19 protein-coding genes are annotated in these 17956 nt (G+C 65.6%); 13 read left to right on the forward strand and 6 right to left on the reverse strand.

Annotation, left to right across the window (positions count from 1 at the left end; genetic code table 11):
• Window positions 1-39 precede the first annotated feature (39 nt).
• The gene (locus AC3WUT_RS09480; RefSeq protein WP_492346829.1) at window positions 40-429 is read right to left on the reverse strand and encodes an Mth938-like domain-containing protein; all 390 of its coding nucleotides are present in this window, start codon (window positions 427-429) and stop codon (window positions 40-42) included.
• A gap of 124 nt (window positions 430-553) precedes the next feature.
• Between AC3WUT_RS09480 and AC3WUT_RS09485 the strand changes: the two genes are divergently transcribed.
• The 7 genes from AC3WUT_RS09485 (at window position 554) to AC3WUT_RS09515 (ending at window position 7966) form a co-directional block, all read left to right on the forward strand.
• Window positions 554-1783, forward strand: a complete 1230-nt coding sequence (locus AC3WUT_RS09485) for a pyridoxal phosphate-dependent aminotransferase (RefSeq protein ID WP_492346830.1) — start codon at window positions 554-556, stop codon at window positions 1781-1783.
• A 27-nt stretch (window positions 1784-1810) separates the two neighbouring features.
• Entirely contained in the window at window positions 1811-2827 is a 1017-nt protein-coding gene (locus AC3WUT_RS09490; RefSeq protein ID WP_492346831.1) for a DUF1176 domain-containing protein, read from the forward strand.
• A 41-nt stretch (window positions 2828-2868) separates the two neighbouring features.
• Window positions 2869-4191, forward strand: coding sequence for a homoserine dehydrogenase (locus tag AC3WUT_RS09495; protein WP_492346832.1), 1323 nt, complete (start codon window positions 2869-2871; stop codon window positions 4189-4191).
• A 120-nt stretch (window positions 4192-4311) separates the two neighbouring features.
• On the forward strand, window positions 4312-5742 hold the full coding sequence (gene thrC, locus AC3WUT_RS09500) for a threonine synthase (protein WP_492346833.1): 1431 nt from the start codon (window positions 4312-4314) through the stop codon (window positions 5740-5742).
• A 147-nt stretch (window positions 5743-5889) separates the two neighbouring features.
• Entirely contained in the window at window positions 5890-6438 is a 549-nt protein-coding gene (mobB, locus tag AC3WUT_RS09505; RefSeq protein ID WP_492346834.1) for a molybdopterin-guanine dinucleotide biosynthesis protein B, read from the forward strand.
• The gene (locus tag AC3WUT_RS09510; RefSeq protein WP_492346835.1) at window positions 6435-7706 is read left to right on the forward strand and encodes a molybdopterin molybdotransferase MoeA; all 1272 of its coding nucleotides are present in this window, start codon (window positions 6435-6437) and stop codon (window positions 7704-7706) included. Before mobB ends, AC3WUT_RS09510 begins: the two co-directional genes overlap by 4 nt.
• The gene (locus AC3WUT_RS09515; RefSeq protein WP_492346836.1) at window positions 7703-7966 is read left to right on the forward strand and encodes a MoaD/ThiS family protein; all 264 of its coding nucleotides are present in this window, start codon (window positions 7703-7705) and stop codon (window positions 7964-7966) included. The genes AC3WUT_RS09510 and AC3WUT_RS09515 overlap by 4 nt, the downstream gene beginning before the upstream one ends.
• Here the strand turns inward: AC3WUT_RS09515 and AC3WUT_RS09520 are convergent, their stop codons facing one another.
• Window positions 7967-8314, reverse strand: coding sequence for a hypothetical protein (locus AC3WUT_RS09520; protein ID WP_492346837.1), 348 nt, complete (start codon window positions 8312-8314; stop codon window positions 7967-7969).
• A 21-nt stretch (window positions 8315-8335) separates the two neighbouring features.
• A complete protein-coding gene (locus AC3WUT_RS09525; RefSeq protein ID WP_492346838.1) occupies window positions 8336-8590 on the reverse strand; it encodes a hypothetical protein in 255 nt (84 codons plus the stop codon).
• Window positions 8591-8689: 99 nt separating this feature from the next.
• Here AC3WUT_RS09525 and AC3WUT_RS09530 point away from each other — a divergent pair, with 99 nt between their 5' ends.
• Window positions 8690-8917 carry a hypothetical protein gene (locus AC3WUT_RS09530; protein ID WP_492346839.1) on the forward strand — a complete coding sequence of 76 codons (228 nt, stop codon included), beginning with the start codon at window positions 8690-8692 and terminating at the stop codon, window positions 8915-8917.
• A 15-nt stretch (window positions 8918-8932) separates the two neighbouring features.
• On the forward strand, window positions 8933-9892 hold the full coding sequence (locus tag AC3WUT_RS09535; protein ID WP_492346840.1) for a methylglyoxal synthase: 960 nt from the start codon (window positions 8933-8935) through the stop codon (window positions 9890-9892).
• Here the strand turns inward: AC3WUT_RS09535 and AC3WUT_RS09540 are convergent.
• Complete coding sequence (locus AC3WUT_RS09540; RefSeq protein ID WP_492346841.1) at window positions 9880-11193, reverse strand: DUF4397 domain-containing protein; 1314 nt, start codon at window positions 11191-11193, stop codon at window positions 9880-9882. The genes AC3WUT_RS09535 and AC3WUT_RS09540 overlap by 13 nt on opposite strands.
• Window positions 11194-11380: 187 nt before the next feature.
• On the reverse strand, window positions 11381-12295 hold the full coding sequence (gene dapA, locus AC3WUT_RS09545) for a 4-hydroxy-tetrahydrodipicolinate synthase (RefSeq protein WP_492346842.1): 915 nt from the start codon (window positions 12293-12295) through the stop codon (window positions 11381-11383).
• A 303-nt stretch (window positions 12296-12598) separates the two neighbouring features.
• Here dapA and AC3WUT_RS09550 point away from each other — a divergent pair, with 303 nt between their 5' ends.
• On the forward strand, window positions 12599-13087 hold the full coding sequence (locus AC3WUT_RS09550) for a molybdenum cofactor biosynthesis protein MoaE (protein WP_031255025.1): 489 nt from the start codon (window positions 12599-12601) through the stop codon (window positions 13085-13087).
• A 15-nt stretch (window positions 13088-13102) separates the two neighbouring features.
• On the opposite strand, the gene AC3WUT_RS09555 is transcribed toward AC3WUT_RS09550, so the two are convergent.
• Complete coding sequence (locus tag AC3WUT_RS09555; protein ID WP_492346843.1) at window positions 13103-13711, reverse strand: hypothetical protein; 609 nt, start codon at window positions 13709-13711, stop codon at window positions 13103-13105.
• Between the two features lie 87 nt (window positions 13712-13798).
• Between AC3WUT_RS09555 and clpB the strand changes: the two genes are divergently transcribed.
• From clpB to AC3WUT_RS09570, 3 genes are all read left to right on the forward strand, one after another.
• Entirely contained in the window at window positions 13799-16405 is a 2607-nt protein-coding gene (clpB, locus tag AC3WUT_RS09560) for an ATP-dependent chaperone ClpB (protein ID WP_492346844.1), read from the forward strand.
• 108 nt (window positions 16406-16513) lie between these two features.
• Entirely contained in the window at window positions 16514-16870 is a 357-nt protein-coding gene (locus tag AC3WUT_RS09565) for a hypothetical protein (protein ID WP_492346845.1), read from the forward strand.
• A 159-nt stretch (window positions 16871-17029) separates the two neighbouring features.
• On the forward strand, window positions 17030-17917 hold the full coding sequence (locus AC3WUT_RS09570; RefSeq protein ID WP_492346846.1) for a formyltransferase family protein: 888 nt from the start codon (window positions 17030-17032) through the stop codon (window positions 17915-17917).
• The last annotated feature ends 39 nt before the right edge of the window (window positions 17918-17956 follow it).

Below are 17956 nucleotides of genomic sequence, written 5' to 3' on the forward strand. Positions count from 1 at the left end.
CCATCCGCAACCCAAGATTTTACCTCTAAATCGGTCGACTCAGGGTTGCGCGGGCTCGTTGCCCTCGATCAACAGTGCTGCCGCCACCTTGCGGCCCTCTTGCGCCAGGATGTTGTAGGTGCGGCAGGCGGCCTGGGTGTCCATGGTTTCCAGCCCGATGCGGCGGGCCATCAGTGCCTTCAGCCAGGCCGCCGGCGGAAAACGGTTGCGTCGGCCACTGCCAAATACGATCAGTTCGCAATCAATGGCGGCCAATTGCTCGAAATGATCTTCGGTCAGGTCTTCAAAACGGCTCACGGGCCAGTTCAGGCGCTGCCCCTGAGCGCTGATGATGAGGCTGCCGGCGTGTTTCTCGCCGTTGATGGCCACCCAGCCCTCGCCGTAAGCGGTGATGGATTGAACGTCGAATTGGTCGGGTTGCAGCTTCATGGGGCACTGTGTTGGGGCGAAGAGGCGCGACTGTGGGGCGCGCTGCAGGCTGCGGTGCAGAACTGTGGTCAAATTATAGGTTTCGCTTCTGACGACTTACCCAGGAGGGGGCTTTCCCGTCACCATGAAAACTGTCCAGAAATCTGCCAAGCTTGCCAACGTCTGCTATGACATCCGCGGTCCCATCATGGACCGAGCGCGTCAAATGGAAGACGAAGGCCAGAAGATCATCAAGCTCAATATTGGCAATCTGGCGGTATTTGGTTTTGACTCGCCCGAGGAAATCCAGCAGGACATGATCCGCAACCTGCCCAATTCGGCAGGCTATTCGGACAGCAAGGGTATTTTTGCCGCTCGCAAGGCGGTGATGCACTACACCCAGCAGCAAGGCATCAAGGGTGTCACGCTTGACGACATCTACCTTGGCAACGGCGCCAGCGAGCTCATCGTGATGGCCACCAATGCCCTGCTCGACAACGGTGACGAGGTGCTGCTGCCTTCGCCCGACTACCCTTTGTGGACGGCGGCGGCCAGCCTGTCGGGCGGCACCCCGGTGCACTACCGCTGTGACGAGGCCAACGGCTGGATGCCTGACCTGGATGACATCCGCAGCAAGATCACCTCGCGCACCAAGGGCATCGTGGTGATCAATCCCAACAACCCGACTGGCGCCCTGTACTCCGACGACCTGCTCAAGGCCATCGTGGTGATCGCCCGCGAGCACGGTCTGGTGATTTTTGCCGATGAGGTCTACGACAAGGTGCTGTACGACGATGTCAAGCACACCGCCATCGGCTCGCTCAGCGAAGATGTGCTGACCCTCACCTTCAATTCGCTCTCCAAGAGCTACCGCAGCTGCGGCTACCGGGCTGGCTGGATGGTGGTGTCGGGCGACAAAAAGCCTGCCAAGGACTACATCGAGGGCCTGAACATGCTCTCGAACATGCGCCTGTGCTCCAACGTGCCCGGCCAGTGGGCCATCCAGACCGCGCTCGGTGGCTACCAGAGCATCAATGACCTGGTCTGCGAAGGGGGCCGGCTGCGCCGCCAGCGCGATCTGGCCTATGAGCTGATCACGGCCATCCCGGGCGTCAGCTGCGTCAAGCCCACGGCGGCGCTGTACATGTTCCCGCGCCTGGACCCGGCGGTCTACCCGATCAAGGACGACCAGCAGTTCTTCCTCGAACTGCTGGAAGAGACCCGCGTGATGCTGGTTCAGGGCACCGGCTTCAACTGGCCGGACACCGACCACTTCCGCATCGTGTTCCTGCCCCATGAGGACGACCTGCGCGAGGCCATCGGCCGCATCGCCCGTTTCCTCGAGCATTACCGCAAGCGGGTCAACGCGGCCTGATCCGTCACCCTCTGGAGCCCGTGAACCATGCGCCGTCTGACAGCACCGATCCTGCTCTGTTGGATTGCCTGCGCCATGGGCACGGCCCAAGCGGCAGAGGTCTCCCCGGATCCGGTCAGCTTTGCCTACAAAGACTGGTTGCTGCAGTGCGACAACACCCGAACCTGCCGAGCCGTCGGCTACCAGGAGGAGGAGGGGGGCGCTGACTCTGACCCCGTGAGTCTGATGCTGACCCGGGCTGCCGGGCCATCCACCCCGGTGCTGGCTCAACTCATGGTGTCCAGCGAGAACCCCGTGCAGGGGCCTCTGAAGCTCAGCGCAGGGCGTTTCAGTCTGGGCGGTCTGGAAGGCGAAAACCCGCAGATCCCGAGCGAAAAAGTGCCTGAGCTGTTGCGTGAGCTCCTGCGCAGTTCCCAGGCCAGGGTCAGCGCTGGACCTGGCAAAGCCTCCTGGACCCTCTCCCTGGCTGGCCTGAATGCGGTGTTGCTGAAGATGGACGAGGCCCAGGGGCGGCTCGATACCTCCGGGGCGCTGGTGAAGCGTGGCCGGCGTGACGAGGCTGCGGTTCTACTCCCCTTGCCGGAACCCAGGCTGCCCGCGTTCAAGCCTTTGCCGCCGGCGCGCCCCAGCGATGCCGCACTGCTCAAGCCCCTGCTGGCGTCGATCGATCCGAAGGTGGTGGCCGATCAGTGCAACACGCCCGAGATCGATGCCGACACGGCCGCTGTGACCCGTCTGACGGGTCACAGCGTGCTGCTGTCTGTACCCTGCAGCATGGGGGCCTACAACTTCACCACACTGCTTTGGATTGCCCGCGATCAGCCGCCTTACCGCCCCGAAGCGCAAGACGCCAAGGGTGATTTCGACGCCAAGACCGGCACGGTCTCCTTCAGCATGAAGGGGCGCGGGCTGGGCGATTGCTGGACCGAACAGAAATGGCGGTTCAACGGACAGGGCTTTGCGCTCTCGGGCATCTCCAGTACTGGCTTGTGCCGGGGTTTTCCGGGCGGTGCCTGGAACCTGCCCGAATTCGTGACACGTTGAGTCCCCCATATCGGTATTTTTCAACTTTTGAAGTGAACTCCATGAAACCCATCCAAGTAGGCCTTTTGGGCATTGGCACCGTTGGCAGTGGCACCTTCCACGTGCTGCAACGCAACCAGGAAGAAATCCGCCGCCGTGCGGGCCGTGGCATCGAGATCACCATGGTGGCCGATCTGGACGTCGAGCGAGCGCGCGCCGTGGTGGGTGAGCAGGTGCAGGTCGTCAATGACGCCCGCGCCGTGATTGCCAACCCAGAAATCGACATCGTGATCGAACTCATCGGCGGCTATGGCGTGGCCAAGGCTCTGGTGCTCGAAGCCATTGCCGCCGGCAAGCACGTGGTCACGGCCAACAAGGCCCTGCTGGCCGTGCATGGCACCGAGATTTTCGCTGCGGCTTCGGCCAAGGGCGTGATGGTGGCCTTCGAGGCCGCTGTGGCGGGGGGCATCCCCATCATCAAGGCGCTGCGTGAAGGCCTGACCGCCAACGCCATCCAGTGGATCGCCGGCATCATCAACGGCACCACCAACTTCATCCTGTCCGAAATGCGTGACAAGGGCCTGGACTTTGAAGTGGTGCTCAAGGAGGCCCAGCGCCTGGGCTATGCCGAAGCCGATCCGACCTTCGACATCGAAGGCGTTGATGCGGCCCACAAGGCCACGCTGATGAGCGCCATCGCTTTCGGCATCCCGGTGCAGTTCGACAAGGCCTATGTCGAAGGCATCACCCGCCTCTCGGCCGCCGACATCCGCTACGCCGAGCAACTGGGCTACCGCATCAAGCTGCTGGGCATCACCAAGCGCGCTGCCAACGGCATCGAGCTGCGCGTGCACCCCAGCCTGGTGCCGGCCAAGCGCCTGATCGCCAACGTCGAAGGCGCCATGAACGCCGTGATGGTGCAGGGCGATGCCGTGGGCACCACGCTTTACTACGGCAAGGGCGCGGGCTCCGAACCCACCGCCAGTGCCGTGATTGCCGACCTGGTCGACATCACCCGCCTGCACACGGCCGATGCTGCCCAGCGCGTGCCCCATCTGGCCTTCCAGCCCGATGCCATGAGCGACGTGCCGGTGCTGCCCATGAGCGAGGTCGTCACCAGCTACTACCTGCGCCTGCGCGTGTCCGACGAGGCCGGCGTGCTGGCCCGTGTGACCGGCATCCTGGCCACGGCCGGCATCAGCATCGATGCGGTGCTGCAGCGCGAGGCCGACGAGGTCGGCGGCGAGGGCTCGACCCAGACCGATCTGATCATCCTGACCCACGACACCCGCGAAGGCATCATGAATGCCGCAATGGCCGAAATGCAGGGCCTTCCCACCGTGCTGGCCCCCATCACCCGCATCCGCAAGGAAGAGCTGGCCTGAGGGCTCAGCCGCCTGTCGTGTTCGGCCACCCATTGATTCGGGTGGCGATCGCGTCAAAATGGCAGTCTGACCGGTGAGCACCGGCGGGTTGCCCTTGAATTGTTGGAACAGGAACTAAACGTGAAGTACCTGAGCACACGAGGTCACGCCGACCGCAAGCGCTTTTGTGAAATCCTGCTGGAGGGCCTGGCGCCCGATGGCGGGCTCTACCTGCCCGAGCACTACCCCCAGGTAGATGACGCCACCTTGACGCGCTGGCGCCAGGTCTACCACCAGCAGGGCTATGCCGAACTGGCCTTCGAGATCCTGTCGCTGTACATCGACGACATCCCGGCCGCCGACCTGCGCGCCCTGTGCCACAAGACCTACACCGCCGAGGTGTTCGGCACCGGCGAGATCGTGCCCCTGCGCCACCTCGAAGATGGTTTGTGGCTCGAAGCCCTGTCCAATGGCCCCACGCTGGCCTTCAAGGACATGGCCATGCAATTGCTGGGTAACCTGTTCGAGTACGAACTGGCCCGCCGTGGTGAAGAACTCAACATCCTGGGCGCCACCTCGGGTGACACCGGCAGTGCGGCCGAGTACGCCATGCGCGGCAAGAAGGGCGTGCGCGTCTTCATGACCAGCCCGAACGGTCGCATGAGCCCCTTCCAGCAGGCCCAGATGTTCAGCCTGCAGGACGACAACATCCACAACCTGGCGGTCGAAGGCGTCTTTGACGACTGCCAGGACATCGTCAAGGCCGTCTCCAACGACCTGGCCTTCAAGCGCAAGTACAAGATCGGCACGGTCAACTCGATCAACTGGGCGCGTTTGCTGGCCCAGGTGGTCTACTACTTTGCCGGTTACGTGCAGGCCACCGAATCGAACCAGCAAAAGGTGAGCTTCACCGTGCCTTCGGGCAACTTCGGCAACGTCTGTGCCGGCCACGTGGCGCGCATGATGGGCCTGCCGATCGACCGGCTGGTGGTGGCCACCAACGAGAACGACGTGCTCGACGAGTTCTTCCGCACCGGCATCTACCGCGTGCGCGGCAGCGCCGACACGCATGAGACGTCCAGCCCCTCGATGGACATCTCCAAGGCCAGCAATTTCGAGCGTTTCGTATTCGACCTGTTGGGCCGCGACGCCGCTCGCACTCAGGATCTGTTCGGTGCCCAGCTGTCCAGCCAGGGCCGTTTTGACCTCAGCGCCGACCCCTTGTTCGCCCAGGCGGCCAGCCGCTATGGCTTTGTCAGTGGCCGCAGCACCCATGCCGATCGCTTGGCCACCATTCGCGACAACTTCCAGCGCCATGGCGTCACCATCGACACCCACACTGCCGATGGGGTGAAAGTGGCCCTGGAGCAGCGCGGAGACCCGTCGGTGCCGATGATCGTGCTCGAGACCGCTTTGCCGATCAAGTTTGCCGCCACCATCGCCGAAGCCCTGGGCCATGAGCCCGAGCGCCCGGCCCGCTTCGAAGGCATCGAACAACTGCCCAAGAAGGTTCAGGTGATCCCGGCCGATGTCGCGGTGGTCAAGGCTTACATCGAACGCCATTGCGACTGATCGCAGACGCTGTGGCGGCTGCGACCCCTGCGCTTTGGCGCTGAAGCTTGAAGCCAGCGCCCCGCGCTGGCTTTTTGCCATCTGACACCCTATCAACAGCTCTGACCCACGGCCATCATCCTCGTGCGGCAGACCCAGGAGACTTGCATGAAAGTTGTCGGCTTTGCGGGCTATTCGGGCTCGGGCAAGACCACGCTGCTGGAGCGCGTGATCCCAGCCTTGCGCCAGCGCGGGCTGCGCGTGTCGGTGGTCAAGCATGCGCACCATCGCTTCGACATCGATCACCCCGGTAAAGACAGCTGGCGCCATCGCCAGGCCGGTGCCTTCGAGGTGGTGGTGGCCAGCGAGCACCGTCTGGCGCTGATGCGCGAGTACGAGCAGCCTTACCGGCTGTCGGTGCATCAGATGCTGGCCGAGCTGTATGACGGGGTGGACTGGGTGCTGGTGGAGGGCTTCAAGGAAAGCGATCTGCTCAAGGTCGAGGTTTGGCGTGCACCCGGGGGGGACTTCGCTGGCCACCCCGTGCGTTACCCCGAAGACGATTTCATCGTGGCCATCGCCACGGACGTGCCCGCAGCGGAACTGCCCGAGCCCACCGGGCGCCCGGTGCTCGACCTCAACCAAGCCGAGGCGGTGGCCGCCTGGCTGGTCGACAATGGCGACCGCTTTGAATACTCTTTCGAAAACCGAACATGAACGCATCCACCGTCGCCCTGCAGCCTGCCAAAGCGCTGCGCCCGCTTGATGACGTGCTGGCCGAGTTGCTCGGCCATGCCCGACCTTTGGATGGCGCCGCCTGGCCGGACGAGTGGGTGTCCACCTTCGAGGCCGACGGCCGTGTGCTGACCGAATCGGTGGTCTCCCCGCTGCAGGTGCCTCCGCATGACAACAGCGCCATGGACGGCTATGCCCTGCGCGCCGCCGACGCCGGCACGGCAGGCACGGTGCTGCCGGTGTCGCAGCGCGTGGCCGCGGGCGAGGTGCCCGTGCCCTTGCAGCCCGGTACGGCCGCGCGCATCTTCACCGGGGCGCCGGTGCCCCCGGGGGCCGATACCGTCGTGATGCAGGAAGACTGTGAAGCCCTCGCGGACGCGCAAGGGGCGCCCCAGGTCCGCTTTACCAAGGCGGTTCGCGTCGGCATGGCAATCCGCCGTTCTGGCGAAGACGTTCAACTGGGCGCCGTGGTGCTCGCCGGAGGGCAGCGCCTGAGTCCGGCCAGCCTGGGCCTGGCTGCCAGCGTCGGACGGGCCCGCTTGCAGGTGGCGCGGCGCCCCCGCGTGGCCTTGTTTTCGACCGGCGATGAGCTGGTCATGCCGGGCGATGTGCCGCCCGAACAATTGCCAGCCGGCGCCATCTACAACTCCAACCGCTTCTTTCTGCGTGCCCTGCTGCTGCGCATGGGCTGCGAGGTCACCGACTTCGGCATCGTGCCCGACCAACTTGAGCGCACCCGCCAGACCCTGGCCGAGGCGGCTCAGGGGCACGATCTCATCCTCACCAGCGGCGGCGTCAGCGTGGGGGAGGAAGACCACGTCAAGCCGGCCGTGCAGTCGCTGGGCGAGTTGCATCTGTGGCAACTGGCCATCAAGCCCGGCAAGCCCTTTGCCTATGGCCGCGTCGCCCAAAGCCACTTTGTCGGGCTGCCGGGCAACCCGGTGTCCAGCTATGTCACCTTCCTGATGCTGGTGCGCCCCTTTCTGTTGCGCCTCCAAGGCGTGCAGGAGGTCCGGCCCAAGACGGTGGCCCTGCCGGCCCATTTCTCCTGGGGCAAGGCCGACAAGCGTCGCGAGTTCCTGCGAGTCTGGCGCAACCCGCAGGGCGGGCTGGACCTGTTCCCCCACCAGGGTTCGGGGGTGCTGACCTCGGCCGTCTGGGGCGATGGCCTGGTTGACAACCCCGCGGGCACCACCATCGCCCCGGGCGATCTGGTGGCCTTTGTCTCGTTCACGGAGCTGCTGTCATGAGCGTTGAACTCGAATTGTGCGTGCGCTATTTCGCCTCCATCCGCGAGGCGCTGGGCCGGGGTGACGAGACGGTGCGCACCTGCGCCACCACCTTGGGCGAGTTGCGCGACGAACTGATTGCGCGGGGCGGTGCCTATGCGGATGCGCTGGCCCGCCAGCGCCCGGTGCGGCTGGCGCTGAATCAGGATCTGCGCGACGAGTCGACCGCGTTGGTGGCAGGGGCCGAGGTGGCTTTCTTTCCGCCGGTCACCGGCGGCTGATCAGGACGGCTCTGCGTCCGCCAAGGGGGTAGGCGTGGGCGCCAGTGCCGGGCTGGCCCATTCCAGCAGTTCGGCCAGGCGCAGCACCACCCAGGTGGCCTCAGCGCCCGAAAAGCCGGATTCCGGGTTGCTCAGGCCGGCATGGATGCTGCGCAGAATGCCCGACTCCGAGGGGGCCTCGGCGTGGTACAGGGTCTGGGCGTGGCCCACCAACTGGCAGGCCAGGTCTTCGCACAACTCATAGCGCTGGCGCACCACGGCCGCGGGCTCGCTAAGGCGCTGTCTTGCATCGCTGTACACGGCGATGAACGAGGACGGGACAATGATCTGGTTGTCGTCTTCGGTCATGGGATGGGTGTGGGGCACAGCTCAGTCGGGCACGAAGCGGCGTTCAAAACGCTCCTGATCGGCCAGCAGTTCAAAGGTCACCATCTGTCCCATCTTCATGTCCTCCAGGCGGCAGGCGGCAAACAGGCTGTATTTGCCCGCCAGGTCAAAGCTGGGCAGGTCGATCAGTGCGTAGGGATAGGGCACAAAAAGCTGGTGCTCAAAGACCACCCGGTGCACATTGCGCGGGTTGGGGAACAGCTTGTAGCCGTCGATGGTGATGGTTTGTGTGGCCATGGGGCGTGTGCGCGTTACAGTGCTGCCGAATGCTAAAGCAATCTTGCGTGCCCGAACGCCACGCCGCAGGAAAGAACTCGATCGATGCGAAAGGAACCCATGGCCAAAAACAACAACGAATGGACCCTCAAGGTGATGGCGCTGCTCAAAAGCGGCAATGCCCAGGCCGCCATCGGCCAGATCAAGGTGGCCCCCACCGTGGCCGACCTCCAACGCCTGCAGGCCGCCTTGCTGGCGCCGGGTGCGCCGCGGCTGCCCAATGTGGCCGAGGTGCTGGTGGAACAGATCGCATTGCAATCGGCGCCGCGCCTGCACCGCGCGCCCTGACCCCGGAGGTGCCCCATGTCCGAATCGTCCTCTCTCCAGGCCCGGCCTGTTCCGGCGCCGCTGCAGTCCTGGCAGCAGGCGGTCTCAGGCCAGCGCCGCTTTGGCCTCATTGCGCACCGCCTGCACCGCACGGGCAGCGACAGCGCGCTGGCCCAATGGGCACGCAGCAGCGAAGACCTGGTGCGGCAACTGGGGCTGCAACTGGTCACGGTCGGGGCGGCTTTTGACGCTTTGCTGAATGAAGAACTGCTGGTGGATTACCCCGGCCTGCACCGCCTGCCCAATGGGCGTGAAGGTGGGCTCATGCGGGTGGTTTCGCGCATCGCAGGGGGGCTGACCCCGGGGGAGTCGCTGGACGGCGTGATTTTTTTGATGGACCCGGTGGACCCTTCGTCCACTTTCCCGGAGGCCCAGGCCCTGAAGCGGCAATGTGTCACCCATGGCAAGCCCTTCGTCCCGACCCTGGCGGGTGCCCTGGAGTGGGTCTGGGTGGAGGCCTTGGTGGCCGGCCTGGCACCGGAGCGCCTGGGGGCCACGGCGGTGGCCGAGCTGGACCCGGCGGACCAGACCCTGGCCCTGATCGCCCATGATGCCCGCAAAACCCAGATGGTCGACTTCGTCGGCCAGCACTTTGATCTGCTGTCGCGCTTTGAATCGCGTGTGGCCACCGGCACCACGGGTGGCCTGCTCAATGAGCTGGCCTGGTCGCGCGGCTGGCCCGCGGGTCAGCCCTGGGTCACCCGCTACCAGAGCGGCCCCCTGGGGGGCGATGCCCAGATTGCCGAGCTGGTGCTGGATGGCGCCTGCCAGAAGGTGATCTTTTTTGAAGACCCCCACGTGGCTCGCCAGCACGAGGCCGACATCCAGCTGATGGAGCGGGCCGTCTGGAGCGCAGGCGCCCGTTGCAGTTGCCTGAACTCACCGGCCATGGCGGCCCTCTGGGCCCAGGGCCTGGAGCGGATTCAGCCGTCCTGACGCATCGTGAATTTGCTGACCGCGCTGGTGCCGAAGGCAAACGCGGTGTACACCACGCCCGCCACGCTGGTGTAGCTGGCCACCGTCTGGGTGCTGCCGCCGCTGGCGCTGATCACGAAATCGTATTCGCCCGCCGTGAAGCTGGTGTAGCTGGAGGCGCTGTTGGCCGCAGTGTAGTCGGCCAGCAGCGAGCCGCCGTTGTAGGTCAGCTGCGCGCTGCCCGCCGTGGCGGCCAGGTTGACCAGGCGGATCTTCGACTTGGTGCTGGAGGTCGAGGGGAAGTTGTTGTCCACAAAGCTCACCACCGTGTAGGCCCCGCTGCTGTCCAAGGCCAGGGCCACGGTCATGTCATCGCCGGCCACCAGCGTCATCTGGCTGCTGACCGTGCTGCCGCTGAGGGTGAAGCCCACCAGGCGTGAACCCGCCGTGACTTGCGAGTAGGACGACACCCCATAGGCCCCGATGGCCGCGCTCGAGACCGCGGTGCCGTCCAGCGTGGCCTGGGCCGACGCGGAGGCCGAGGCCGCATTGACAAAACGCACCCGGGTCAGGGTGCAGGCATAGGTCGTGCTGGTGCCCTTTTGCGGCAGGCGCAGCACGCTGGCGAGTGTGGTGCTGTTGGTGGGGATCAGCACAAAGGTATCGATGCCCTGGTCCGACAGCGTGATGCTGGCCACGTAGGCGCGCAGGTCGCTGGTGTCACCGTTGCCGGTGATCCACAGGCTGTAAGTGCCCTTGCTCACCTTGCTGAACGAACTGGTGCCGCCTTCGGTCACGTTGCTGATGGCGGCCGACTGATTGTCCAGGCTGGTGGTGCTGGTGGTGGTGATGTAGACGTCGACGCCATCGCCTGTCTGCAAGCCGTTGATCAGGCGCAGCTTGGCGTAGCCGCTGCTGGGGGTGCTTTCGTTTTCGGTGTAGATGGTGGTGCTCAGTGCGCTCTGGGTGCCCGTCACCACCACCGAGGTGGAGGTGTCTTTGCTCAGGGTGAGCGACGACTCCAGGCTGTTCACGGCCCCGCCCGCGCTGCGCAGGCCCAGGGTGTAGGTGTCGGGGTCGGCGCCGTAGTAGCTGCTGGCAGCTGCGCTGGCCACGCTGCTGGCGATCGAGGTGGTGTCCAGGTAGGCGTCCAGCGCGCTCAGGCCCTGCGTGGCGTTGATCACCCGGATCTTGGAGCTGCCGTCGTCACCACTGCCGCAGGCGGTCAGCACAGGTGCGATGCCCAGACTGCCCAGGGCCATCAGCCAGCTGCGGCGGCTCAGTGCGTGGGGGGCAAGTGAAAAGCTTGGAGAGGGTTTCATGCGTAGGCTTCGAAAGAGGGGACACGGTGTCGGCGCCAAGGGCCAAAGCGCCGGCTCTGGCCCTTGGCGCCTGCGTATCGCGATCTTCGACGGGCCCCGTCACAAGCGAATGTCATCATGGTGAGGTTTTGTGAACCCCTCGCCTGCAACATGTCGCCCGGGTGAAGCTGTGTGAAGCCGGCCCTGTTCAGCCTGCGGTGCGGTCCAACGCCAGCAGGCGCTGTACCAAGGCGGGCGACGCCGCCGTCATGGGCGCGCGCAAATGGGGCTGCAGATGCCCTTGTGCGGCCAGCAAGGCCTTGATCGGGGCGGGGTTGGGCTCGGCGAACAGCAGGGGGATCATGGGCAGCAGGCTTTGCCACAGCCCCCGCGCGGCCTGCAGATCGGACGCGGCCAACAGGGCCAGCAGGCGCGCAAAGCGCGCGGTCTGCCAATGGGCGCTGGCCGCGATGGCGCCGTGGCCACCCAGGGCCAGCGTGGTGAAGATCTGGGCGTCTTCCCCCGCCAGCACCTGCAGCCGGCCGTCCTCGATCAGGGCCTGGGTCTTGGCCGGGTCGCCGCCACAGTCCTTGATGGCCTGGATGCGGGGGTGTTCCGCCAAGGCCAGCAGGGTGGCCAGGCTCAGCGTGGAGCCGGTGCGGTAGGGGATGTCGTAGACGATCAGTGGCGCCCGGGCCTGGTCCGCGATGCGTTCAAACCAGCCCTGCAGACCCGCTTGGGAGGGGCGGATGTAATGGGGCGCGGGCACCAGCCAGCCGGCCAGCGGGTACGGGGTCAGGGCGGCCACACGTTCCAGGGTGTGGCCCAGGTGGTAACCCGTCAGCCCCATCACCACGGGCAGCGAGGTGTGGGCCAGCACCGTGTCGAGCACGGCCTCCTGCTCCTGTTCGGTCAGCGAGGCGGCCTCGCCGGTCGAGCCACACACCACCAGGCCATTCAGGCCCTGCGTCGGTTGACTGTAGTGCCGGGTTAGGGTGGCCAGGCTGGCGTGGTCCACCTGGCCGGATTCATCGAAGGGCGTGATCAGGGGCAGCCAAAGACCCTGGAAGGGGGGATGGGCCGTGGCGGGCTCGGGCGGGGTCTGGCGGGTGGGTGATGGCATGCGTGTTTCCTTGGCAAAGGTTGAAGACCCGGGGGTGAACCGGCCTCGAAACGCGCAACAGGGGCGGGGCAAAAAACAGAGTGGGCTCTTGCCGTGCGGCTCCATCGCTCATCCGAGGACGGAACCGCAGCTCCGGTCAGATGAGCTGGGGTTTTTTGCTTTTGTTCACGCCGCAGGCCTGCGCGGGCGCGCCGGGCGCGCCGGGCGCGTGGCGCTCGGTGGCAGGCTGGGCTGGGGCGGTGAACATCGGCGCAGTATAAACGCCGCCGCCGGGGCCTTGCCTGCGGTGCCAAAATACCGACCATGAGCCGATTACCCCGTGTTGCCATCCAGACCGCCGACTTTGATGTTTCTGCCGAATTGGCCGCGCTGCGCGCCCATGACCGGCGTGTGGGGGCGGTGTGCAGTTTTGTGGGCACCGTGCGTGGCGGCAACGAGGGCAACAACGGCGCGCCCGTGCTGTCCATGGAGCTGGAGCACTACCCCGGCATGACCGAGCGCGCCATCGAGGCCATGATCGACCAGGCCCACCAGCGCTTTGACCTGTATGGCGCCCGGGTGGTGCACCGCGTGGGCCTGTTGCAGCCCGGCGAGCAGATCGTGCTGGTGGCGGTCACCTCGGCGCACCGGGGGCAGAGCTTTCTGGGCTGCGAGTTTCTGATGGACTACCTCAAGACCCAGGCGCCGTTCTGGAAGAAAGAGCAAACCCCCCAGGGGGCGCAGTGGGTGGATGCCCGTGTCAGCGACGACGCTGCGCTGGCGCGCTGGGGCATCGAAGCGCGCAATGCCTGAGGGGTTCGGGCCTCGTCAGTGCAGGTAGCCTGAGCGGCCGTGTGAGGGGCTTAACGCGTTATCGGCCGGGCCGGTGTCAGTGGCGGTGGCGGTGGCGGTGGCGGCCTCGGGTGGTTTCAGCGGTGTATCGGGCAGGTTCCAGTCGGTCTGGCCCAGTGTCAGGATGAGCAACTGGCGCAGGCCTTGCTGGAGGCCGGGCTCGAACTCCACATCCACGGTGCGGCCAGGGGTCTGCGGGTCCAGTCGCTCCAGAAACGAGATGGCCAGCTTGTCCCCGCGGCGCTGCTGGCTGACCTCGGTCACCAGCAAAGGCGCCTCGCCCAGCGGCAGGGTGACGTAATCAGCCCGAAAAGGTTGGCCATAGTCAGCGTGGGGCGTGGGCGCCGGCATGGCCTGAATGGGGGCCGCGTCCTGCGCCTGCGCCAGTCCTGCAGCGCCTGCGTTCGCCTGTGGCGTGCCAGGTTCGGCTGGTGCGGGCACCTCGCCCAGCAACAAGGGCCACCAGCCCTTGAGCAGCAGGCGGGTCAGCCACAGCCGCAACTCCTCGCGCGAGGTGGTGTTGAAGCGCATCAGGATGCGGTCTTGCTCGCGCTGGTACTGAAGCGACAGTTGGTGGATGTCCATGCTTTGATTTTAGTCAGCACCCAGGCGGCGGCCGGCCCTTGAAATAAGCCTGTTGGGCACAAGTTGCTGATCAACTGGAGATCACCCATGCGAATCGATAAATTCACCACCAAGTTTCAAGAAGCCCTTGGCGAGGCTCAGAGTCTGGCCCTGGGGAACGATCATGCCTACATCGAACCGGCCCACCTGCTGGTGGCCTTGCTGCGTCAGGACGACGGCCCCAAAGCCCTGTTGCAGCGCGCCGGTGTCAACGTGGCCGGCCTGCTGAGTGCCGCCGAGGCGGCCGTCAAGCGCCTGCCCCAGGTGCAGGGCCAGGAGCAGGTGCAGGTCAGCCGTGACCTGGCCGTGCTGTTCCAGGCCACCGAAAAAGAAGCCCTCAAACGGGGCGATCAGTACATTGCCAGCGAGTTGTTTCTGCTGGCCCTGACCGAAAGCAAGATCGATCTGGCCGCCACCGCCAAGACCCATGGCCTGACCCGCAAGAGCCTGGAGTCGGCCATCGAGGCCGTGCGCGGCGGCCAGAACGTCAACAGCCCCGAGGCCGAAGGCCAGCGCGAGGCCCTCAAGAAATACTGCCTCGACCTGACCGAGCGGGCCCGCCAGGGCAAGCTCGACCCGGTGATCGGCCGCGACGACGAGATCCGCCGCGCCATCCAGGTGCTGCAGCGCCGCAGCAAGAACAACCCGGTGCTGATCGGCGAGCCCGGCGTGGGCAAGACCGCCATCGTCGAGGGGCTGGCGCAACGCATCGTGGCCGGCGAGGTGCCCGATTCCCTCAAGGGCAAACGTGTGCTGTCGCTGGACATGGCCTCGCTGCTGGCCGGCGCCAAGTTCCGCGGTGATTTCGAGGAACGCCTCAAGAACGTGCTGACCGAACTGGCCAAGGACGAGGGGCAGACCATCGTCTTCATCGACGAACTGCACACCATGGTGGGCGCCGGCAAGGCCGAGGGCGCCATGGACGCCGGCAACATGCTCAAGCCAGCGCTGGCCCGCGGCGAACTGCATTGCGTGGGCGCCACCACCCTGGACGAGTACCGCAAGTACATCGAGAAAGACGCTGCGCTGGAGCGCCGTTTCCAGAAAATCCTGGTCGGCGAGCCCTCCGTCGAGGCCACCATCGCCATCCTGCGCGGCCTGCAAGAAAAGTACGAGGTGCACCATGGTGTGGACATCACCGACCCGGCCATCGTGGCCGCGGCCGAGTTGAGCCACCGCTACATCACCGACCGCTTCCTGCCCGACAAGGCCATCGACCTGATCGATGAAGCCGCAGCCAAGATCAAGATCGAGATCGACTCCAAGCCTGAAGCCATCGACAAGCTGGACCGCCGCATGATCCAGTTGCAGATCGAGCGCGAGGCGATGAAGAAAGAGACCGACGAGGCCTCGCAGAAGCGCCTGGAGCTGATCGAGGAAGAGATTGCCAAGCTGCAAAAAGAGATCGCCGACCTCGAAGAGATCTGGAAGTCTGAAAAAGCCCAGGCTCAGGGCAGCCAGCAGGTGCGTGAAGCCATCGACAAGCTGCGCCAGCAGATTGAGGAGCTGACCCGCAAGGGCGATTTCAACAAGGTGGCCGAGTTGCAGTACGGCAAGCTGCCCGAGTTGGAAAAGCAGCTGAAGGAAGCCCAGGACAAGGAGGCCGGCAAGGCCGCCACCCAGGGCGCGCCACGCCTGCTGCGCACCCAGGTGGGTGCCGAAGAGATCGCCGAGGTGGTGAGCCGTGCCACCGGCATCCCGGTGTCCAAGATGATGCAGGGCGAGAAAGACAAGCTGCTGCAGATGGAAGACAAGCTGCACGAGCGTGTGGTGGGCCAGGACGAAGCCATCAGTGCGGTGGCCAATGCCATCCGCCGCTCACGTTCGGGTCTGTCCGACCCCAACCGCCCCACCGGCTCCTTCCTGTTCCTGGGCCCCACGGGCGTGGGCAAGACCGAGCTGTGCAAGGCGCTGGCGGGTTTTCTGTTCGACTCCGAAGAGCACCTGATCCGCATCGACATGAGCGAGTTCATGGAGAAGCATTCGGTGGCCCGCCTGATCGGCGCGCCTCCGGGCTACGTGGGCTACGAAGAAGGGGGCTACCTGACCGAGGCGGTGCGTCGCAAGCCCTACAGCGTGGTGCTGCTCGACGAGGTCGAGAAGGCGCACCCCGATGTGTTCAACGTGCTGCTGCAGGTGCTCGACGATGGCCGCCTGACCGATGGCCAGGGCCGCACCGTGGACTTCAAGAACACCGTCATCGTGATGACCAGCAACATCGGCTCGCACCACATCCAGGCCATGGTGGGGCAGTCGTATGACGACATCAAGGACGCCGTGTGGGACGAACTGAAGAACCACTTCCGCCCTGAGTTCCTGAACCGCATTGACGAGACCGTGGTCTTCCATGCGCTCGATGCCAAGCACATCGAATCGATTGCCGGCATCCAGCTGCAGATCCTGCAGGCCCGCCTGCAGAAGATGGACCTCACTTTGCAGGTGTCGCCCGCGGCACTGGCCGAACTGGCCAAGGTGGGCTTCGATCCGGTGTTTGGTGCCCGGCCGCTCAAGCGTGCGATCCAGCAGCGCATCGAGAACCCGCTGTCGAAGTTGCTGCTGGAAGGCAAGTTTGCACCCAAGAGCGTGATCCCGGTCGATGTCGATCCGGTGCAGGCGCCCGGGGTGTTCCACTTCGGTGCGGCCAGCGCGGCCTGACCGCGGGGCCGTCCCGCGACCGCTTGAACTTTGAGGCTTCGGCTCTATCTGAGCCATGCACAGCCCGACGCGCCTGGCGAGTCGGGCTTTTCGTCTTGAAAGGAACCCATGTCCGGACTCAACCAGGCCCTGGCCACTTTGTCCCGTCTTTTGTTGCGCCTGCTGCTGGTGGCCGGTGCGCTGGTGCTGGTGCTCAGCCTGCTCGCGGCCATGGCCTTGCTGGCCCTGGCCTGGACCCTGCGGGCCGGCTGGGCCCGGCTCACTGGGCGCCCTGTCACGCCCTGGGTGCGGCGCTTTGATCTGGGCCAGCAGTTTGGCGACGTGCTGCGGCGGGGCCAGGCCGGGGCAGGCGGGGCGGGGCGTCGCGCCCCGGCCGATGTCACCGACGTCGAGGTGCGCGAGATCATCGAGGTGACCGAAGTGACTGATTTGGGCGACCGCAGCCCTCGCTTGCCGCCGCGCTGAACCGCCTGGGCGGCCTGAGCGGCTCGGCGTTCCGGTGCCAGCCAGGGCTACCAGCCGTTTACCAAAACCTCAATCAGGCTTTACCTGCGGCTTTCAAAATGGTGAAACCGGCCCCCGGGGCCGCCACCGGTCAGGTGGCGCCTGCTGGCTGGCGCACCCTTGAACCAGCCCAGGAAGCCCATGCCAGCGCGGCGCTTTGCCATCACGGCCACCGACCGTTACCTCGGTGTTTTCAAGGCCTTTGTCGAGGCAGGCTGGCAGCCGGTGAAGCTGTTCACCGCCCCCACCGACGAACGCATCTCCCACAACAAGGCCACCATCGCCTATGCCCGCAGCCTGGGGTTGGACATCCAGCTCTCGCCGCTGGACCCGGCCGCCATGGCCGATCTGCAGGCCCGCGATTGCGAGCTGCTGGTGCTGGCCAGCTACCAGTGGCGCATCGGCGACTGGGCGCCTTATCTGCGCTATGCCATCAACTTCCACCCCTCGCCGTTGCCGCGTTACCGTGGACCCTATCCTCTGGTGCAGGCCTTGTTGGACCGGCAAAAGCGCTGGGCTGTGAGCTGCCACCAGGTCACGCACGAGTTTGATGCCGGCGATGTGCTGGCCAGCCGCAGCTTCGAGCTGACCGACGACGAGTGTCACGAGAGCCTGGACCTCAAGACCCAGATCGCCGCCGGGCAACTGGCCACGGCCGTGGCGATGAATCTGGACGCCCTGTGGGCGCAGGCCCAGCCCCAAGGCGAGGGGCACTACGTGAAGCTCTGGAGCGACGACGACCGCCTGCTGGATTTCGAACGTGGTGTGGACGAGTTGCAGACCCAGTTGCGTGCCTTTGGCCGTTTTGAATGCCTGGCGAGGGTCAACAACGTGCTCTTCCATGTGCGCCGCGCCGCGGCCTGGAAGCAAGGGCATCGTTTTCCGCCCGGGGCCGTGGTGCACAGCGACGGGCCCCGGCTGGTGCTGGCCTGTCGCGACGGGTATGTGGCGCTGCTGGAGTGGAGCCTGCTGGCCCCGGGCACACCGACCGAGACCCCGGCGCGCTGAAAGCTCTGTGGGCCCGGGCTGCAGCACGGCCCACCCCGC

Source organism: Curvibacter sp. EU05-FHT14A10 (assembly GCF_058791075.1).

Excerpts from the sequence above, each read along its gene's own strand:
- AC3WUT_RS09480 (WP_492346829.1), bottom strand. The coding sequence starts at position 429 with ATGAAGCTGCAACCCGACCAATTCGACGTTCAATCCATCACCGCTTAC.
- AC3WUT_RS09485 (WP_492346830.1), top strand. The coding sequence starts at position 554 with ATGAAAACTGTCCAGAAATCTGCCAAGCTTGCCAACGTCTGCTATGAC.
- AC3WUT_RS09490 (WP_492346831.1), top strand. The coding sequence starts at position 1,811 with ATGCGCCGTCTGACAGCACCGATCCTGCTCTGTTGGATTGCCTGCGCC.
- AC3WUT_RS09495 (WP_492346832.1), top strand. The coding sequence starts at position 2,869 with ATGAAACCCATCCAAGTAGGCCTTTTGGGCATTGGCACCGTTGGCAGT.
- mobB (WP_492346834.1), top strand. The coding sequence starts at position 5,890 with ATGAAAGTTGTCGGCTTTGCGGGCTATTCGGGCTCGGGCAAGACCACG.
- AC3WUT_RS09510 (WP_492346835.1), top strand. The coding sequence starts at position 6,435 with ATGAACGCATCCACCGTCGCCCTGCAGCCTGCCAAAGCGCTGCGCCCG.
- AC3WUT_RS09515 (WP_492346836.1), top strand. The coding sequence starts at position 7,703 with ATGAGCGTTGAACTCGAATTGTGCGTGCGCTATTTCGCCTCCATCCGC.
- AC3WUT_RS09520 (WP_492346837.1), bottom strand. The coding sequence starts at position 8,314 with ATGACCGAAGACGACAACCAGATCATTGTCCCGTCCTCGTTCATCGCC.
- AC3WUT_RS09525 (WP_492346838.1), bottom strand. The coding sequence starts at position 8,590 with ATGGCCACACAAACCATCACCATCGACGGCTACAAGCTGTTCCCCAAC.
- AC3WUT_RS09530 (WP_492346839.1), top strand. The coding sequence starts at position 8,690 with ATGGCCAAAAACAACAACGAATGGACCCTCAAGGTGATGGCGCTGCTC.
- AC3WUT_RS09535 (WP_492346840.1), top strand. The coding sequence starts at position 8,933 with ATGTCCGAATCGTCCTCTCTCCAGGCCCGGCCTGTTCCGGCGCCGCTG.
- AC3WUT_RS09540 (WP_492346841.1), bottom strand. The coding sequence starts at position 11,193 with ATGAAACCCTCTCCAAGCTTTTCACTTGCCCCCCACGCACTGAGCCGC.
- dapA (WP_492346842.1), bottom strand. The coding sequence starts at position 12,295 with ATGCCATCACCCACCCGCCAGACCCCGCCCGAGCCCGCCACGGCCCAT.
- AC3WUT_RS09550 (WP_031255025.1), top strand. The coding sequence starts at position 12,599 with ATGAGCCGATTACCCCGTGTTGCCATCCAGACCGCCGACTTTGATGTT.
- AC3WUT_RS09555 (WP_492346843.1), bottom strand. The coding sequence starts at position 13,711 with ATGGACATCCACCAACTGTCGCTTCAGTACCAGCGCGAGCAAGACCGC.
- clpB (WP_492346844.1), top strand. The coding sequence starts at position 13,799 with ATGCGAATCGATAAATTCACCACCAAGTTTCAAGAAGCCCTTGGCGAG.
- AC3WUT_RS09565 (WP_492346845.1), top strand. The coding sequence starts at position 16,514 with ATGTCCGGACTCAACCAGGCCCTGGCCACTTTGTCCCGTCTTTTGTTG.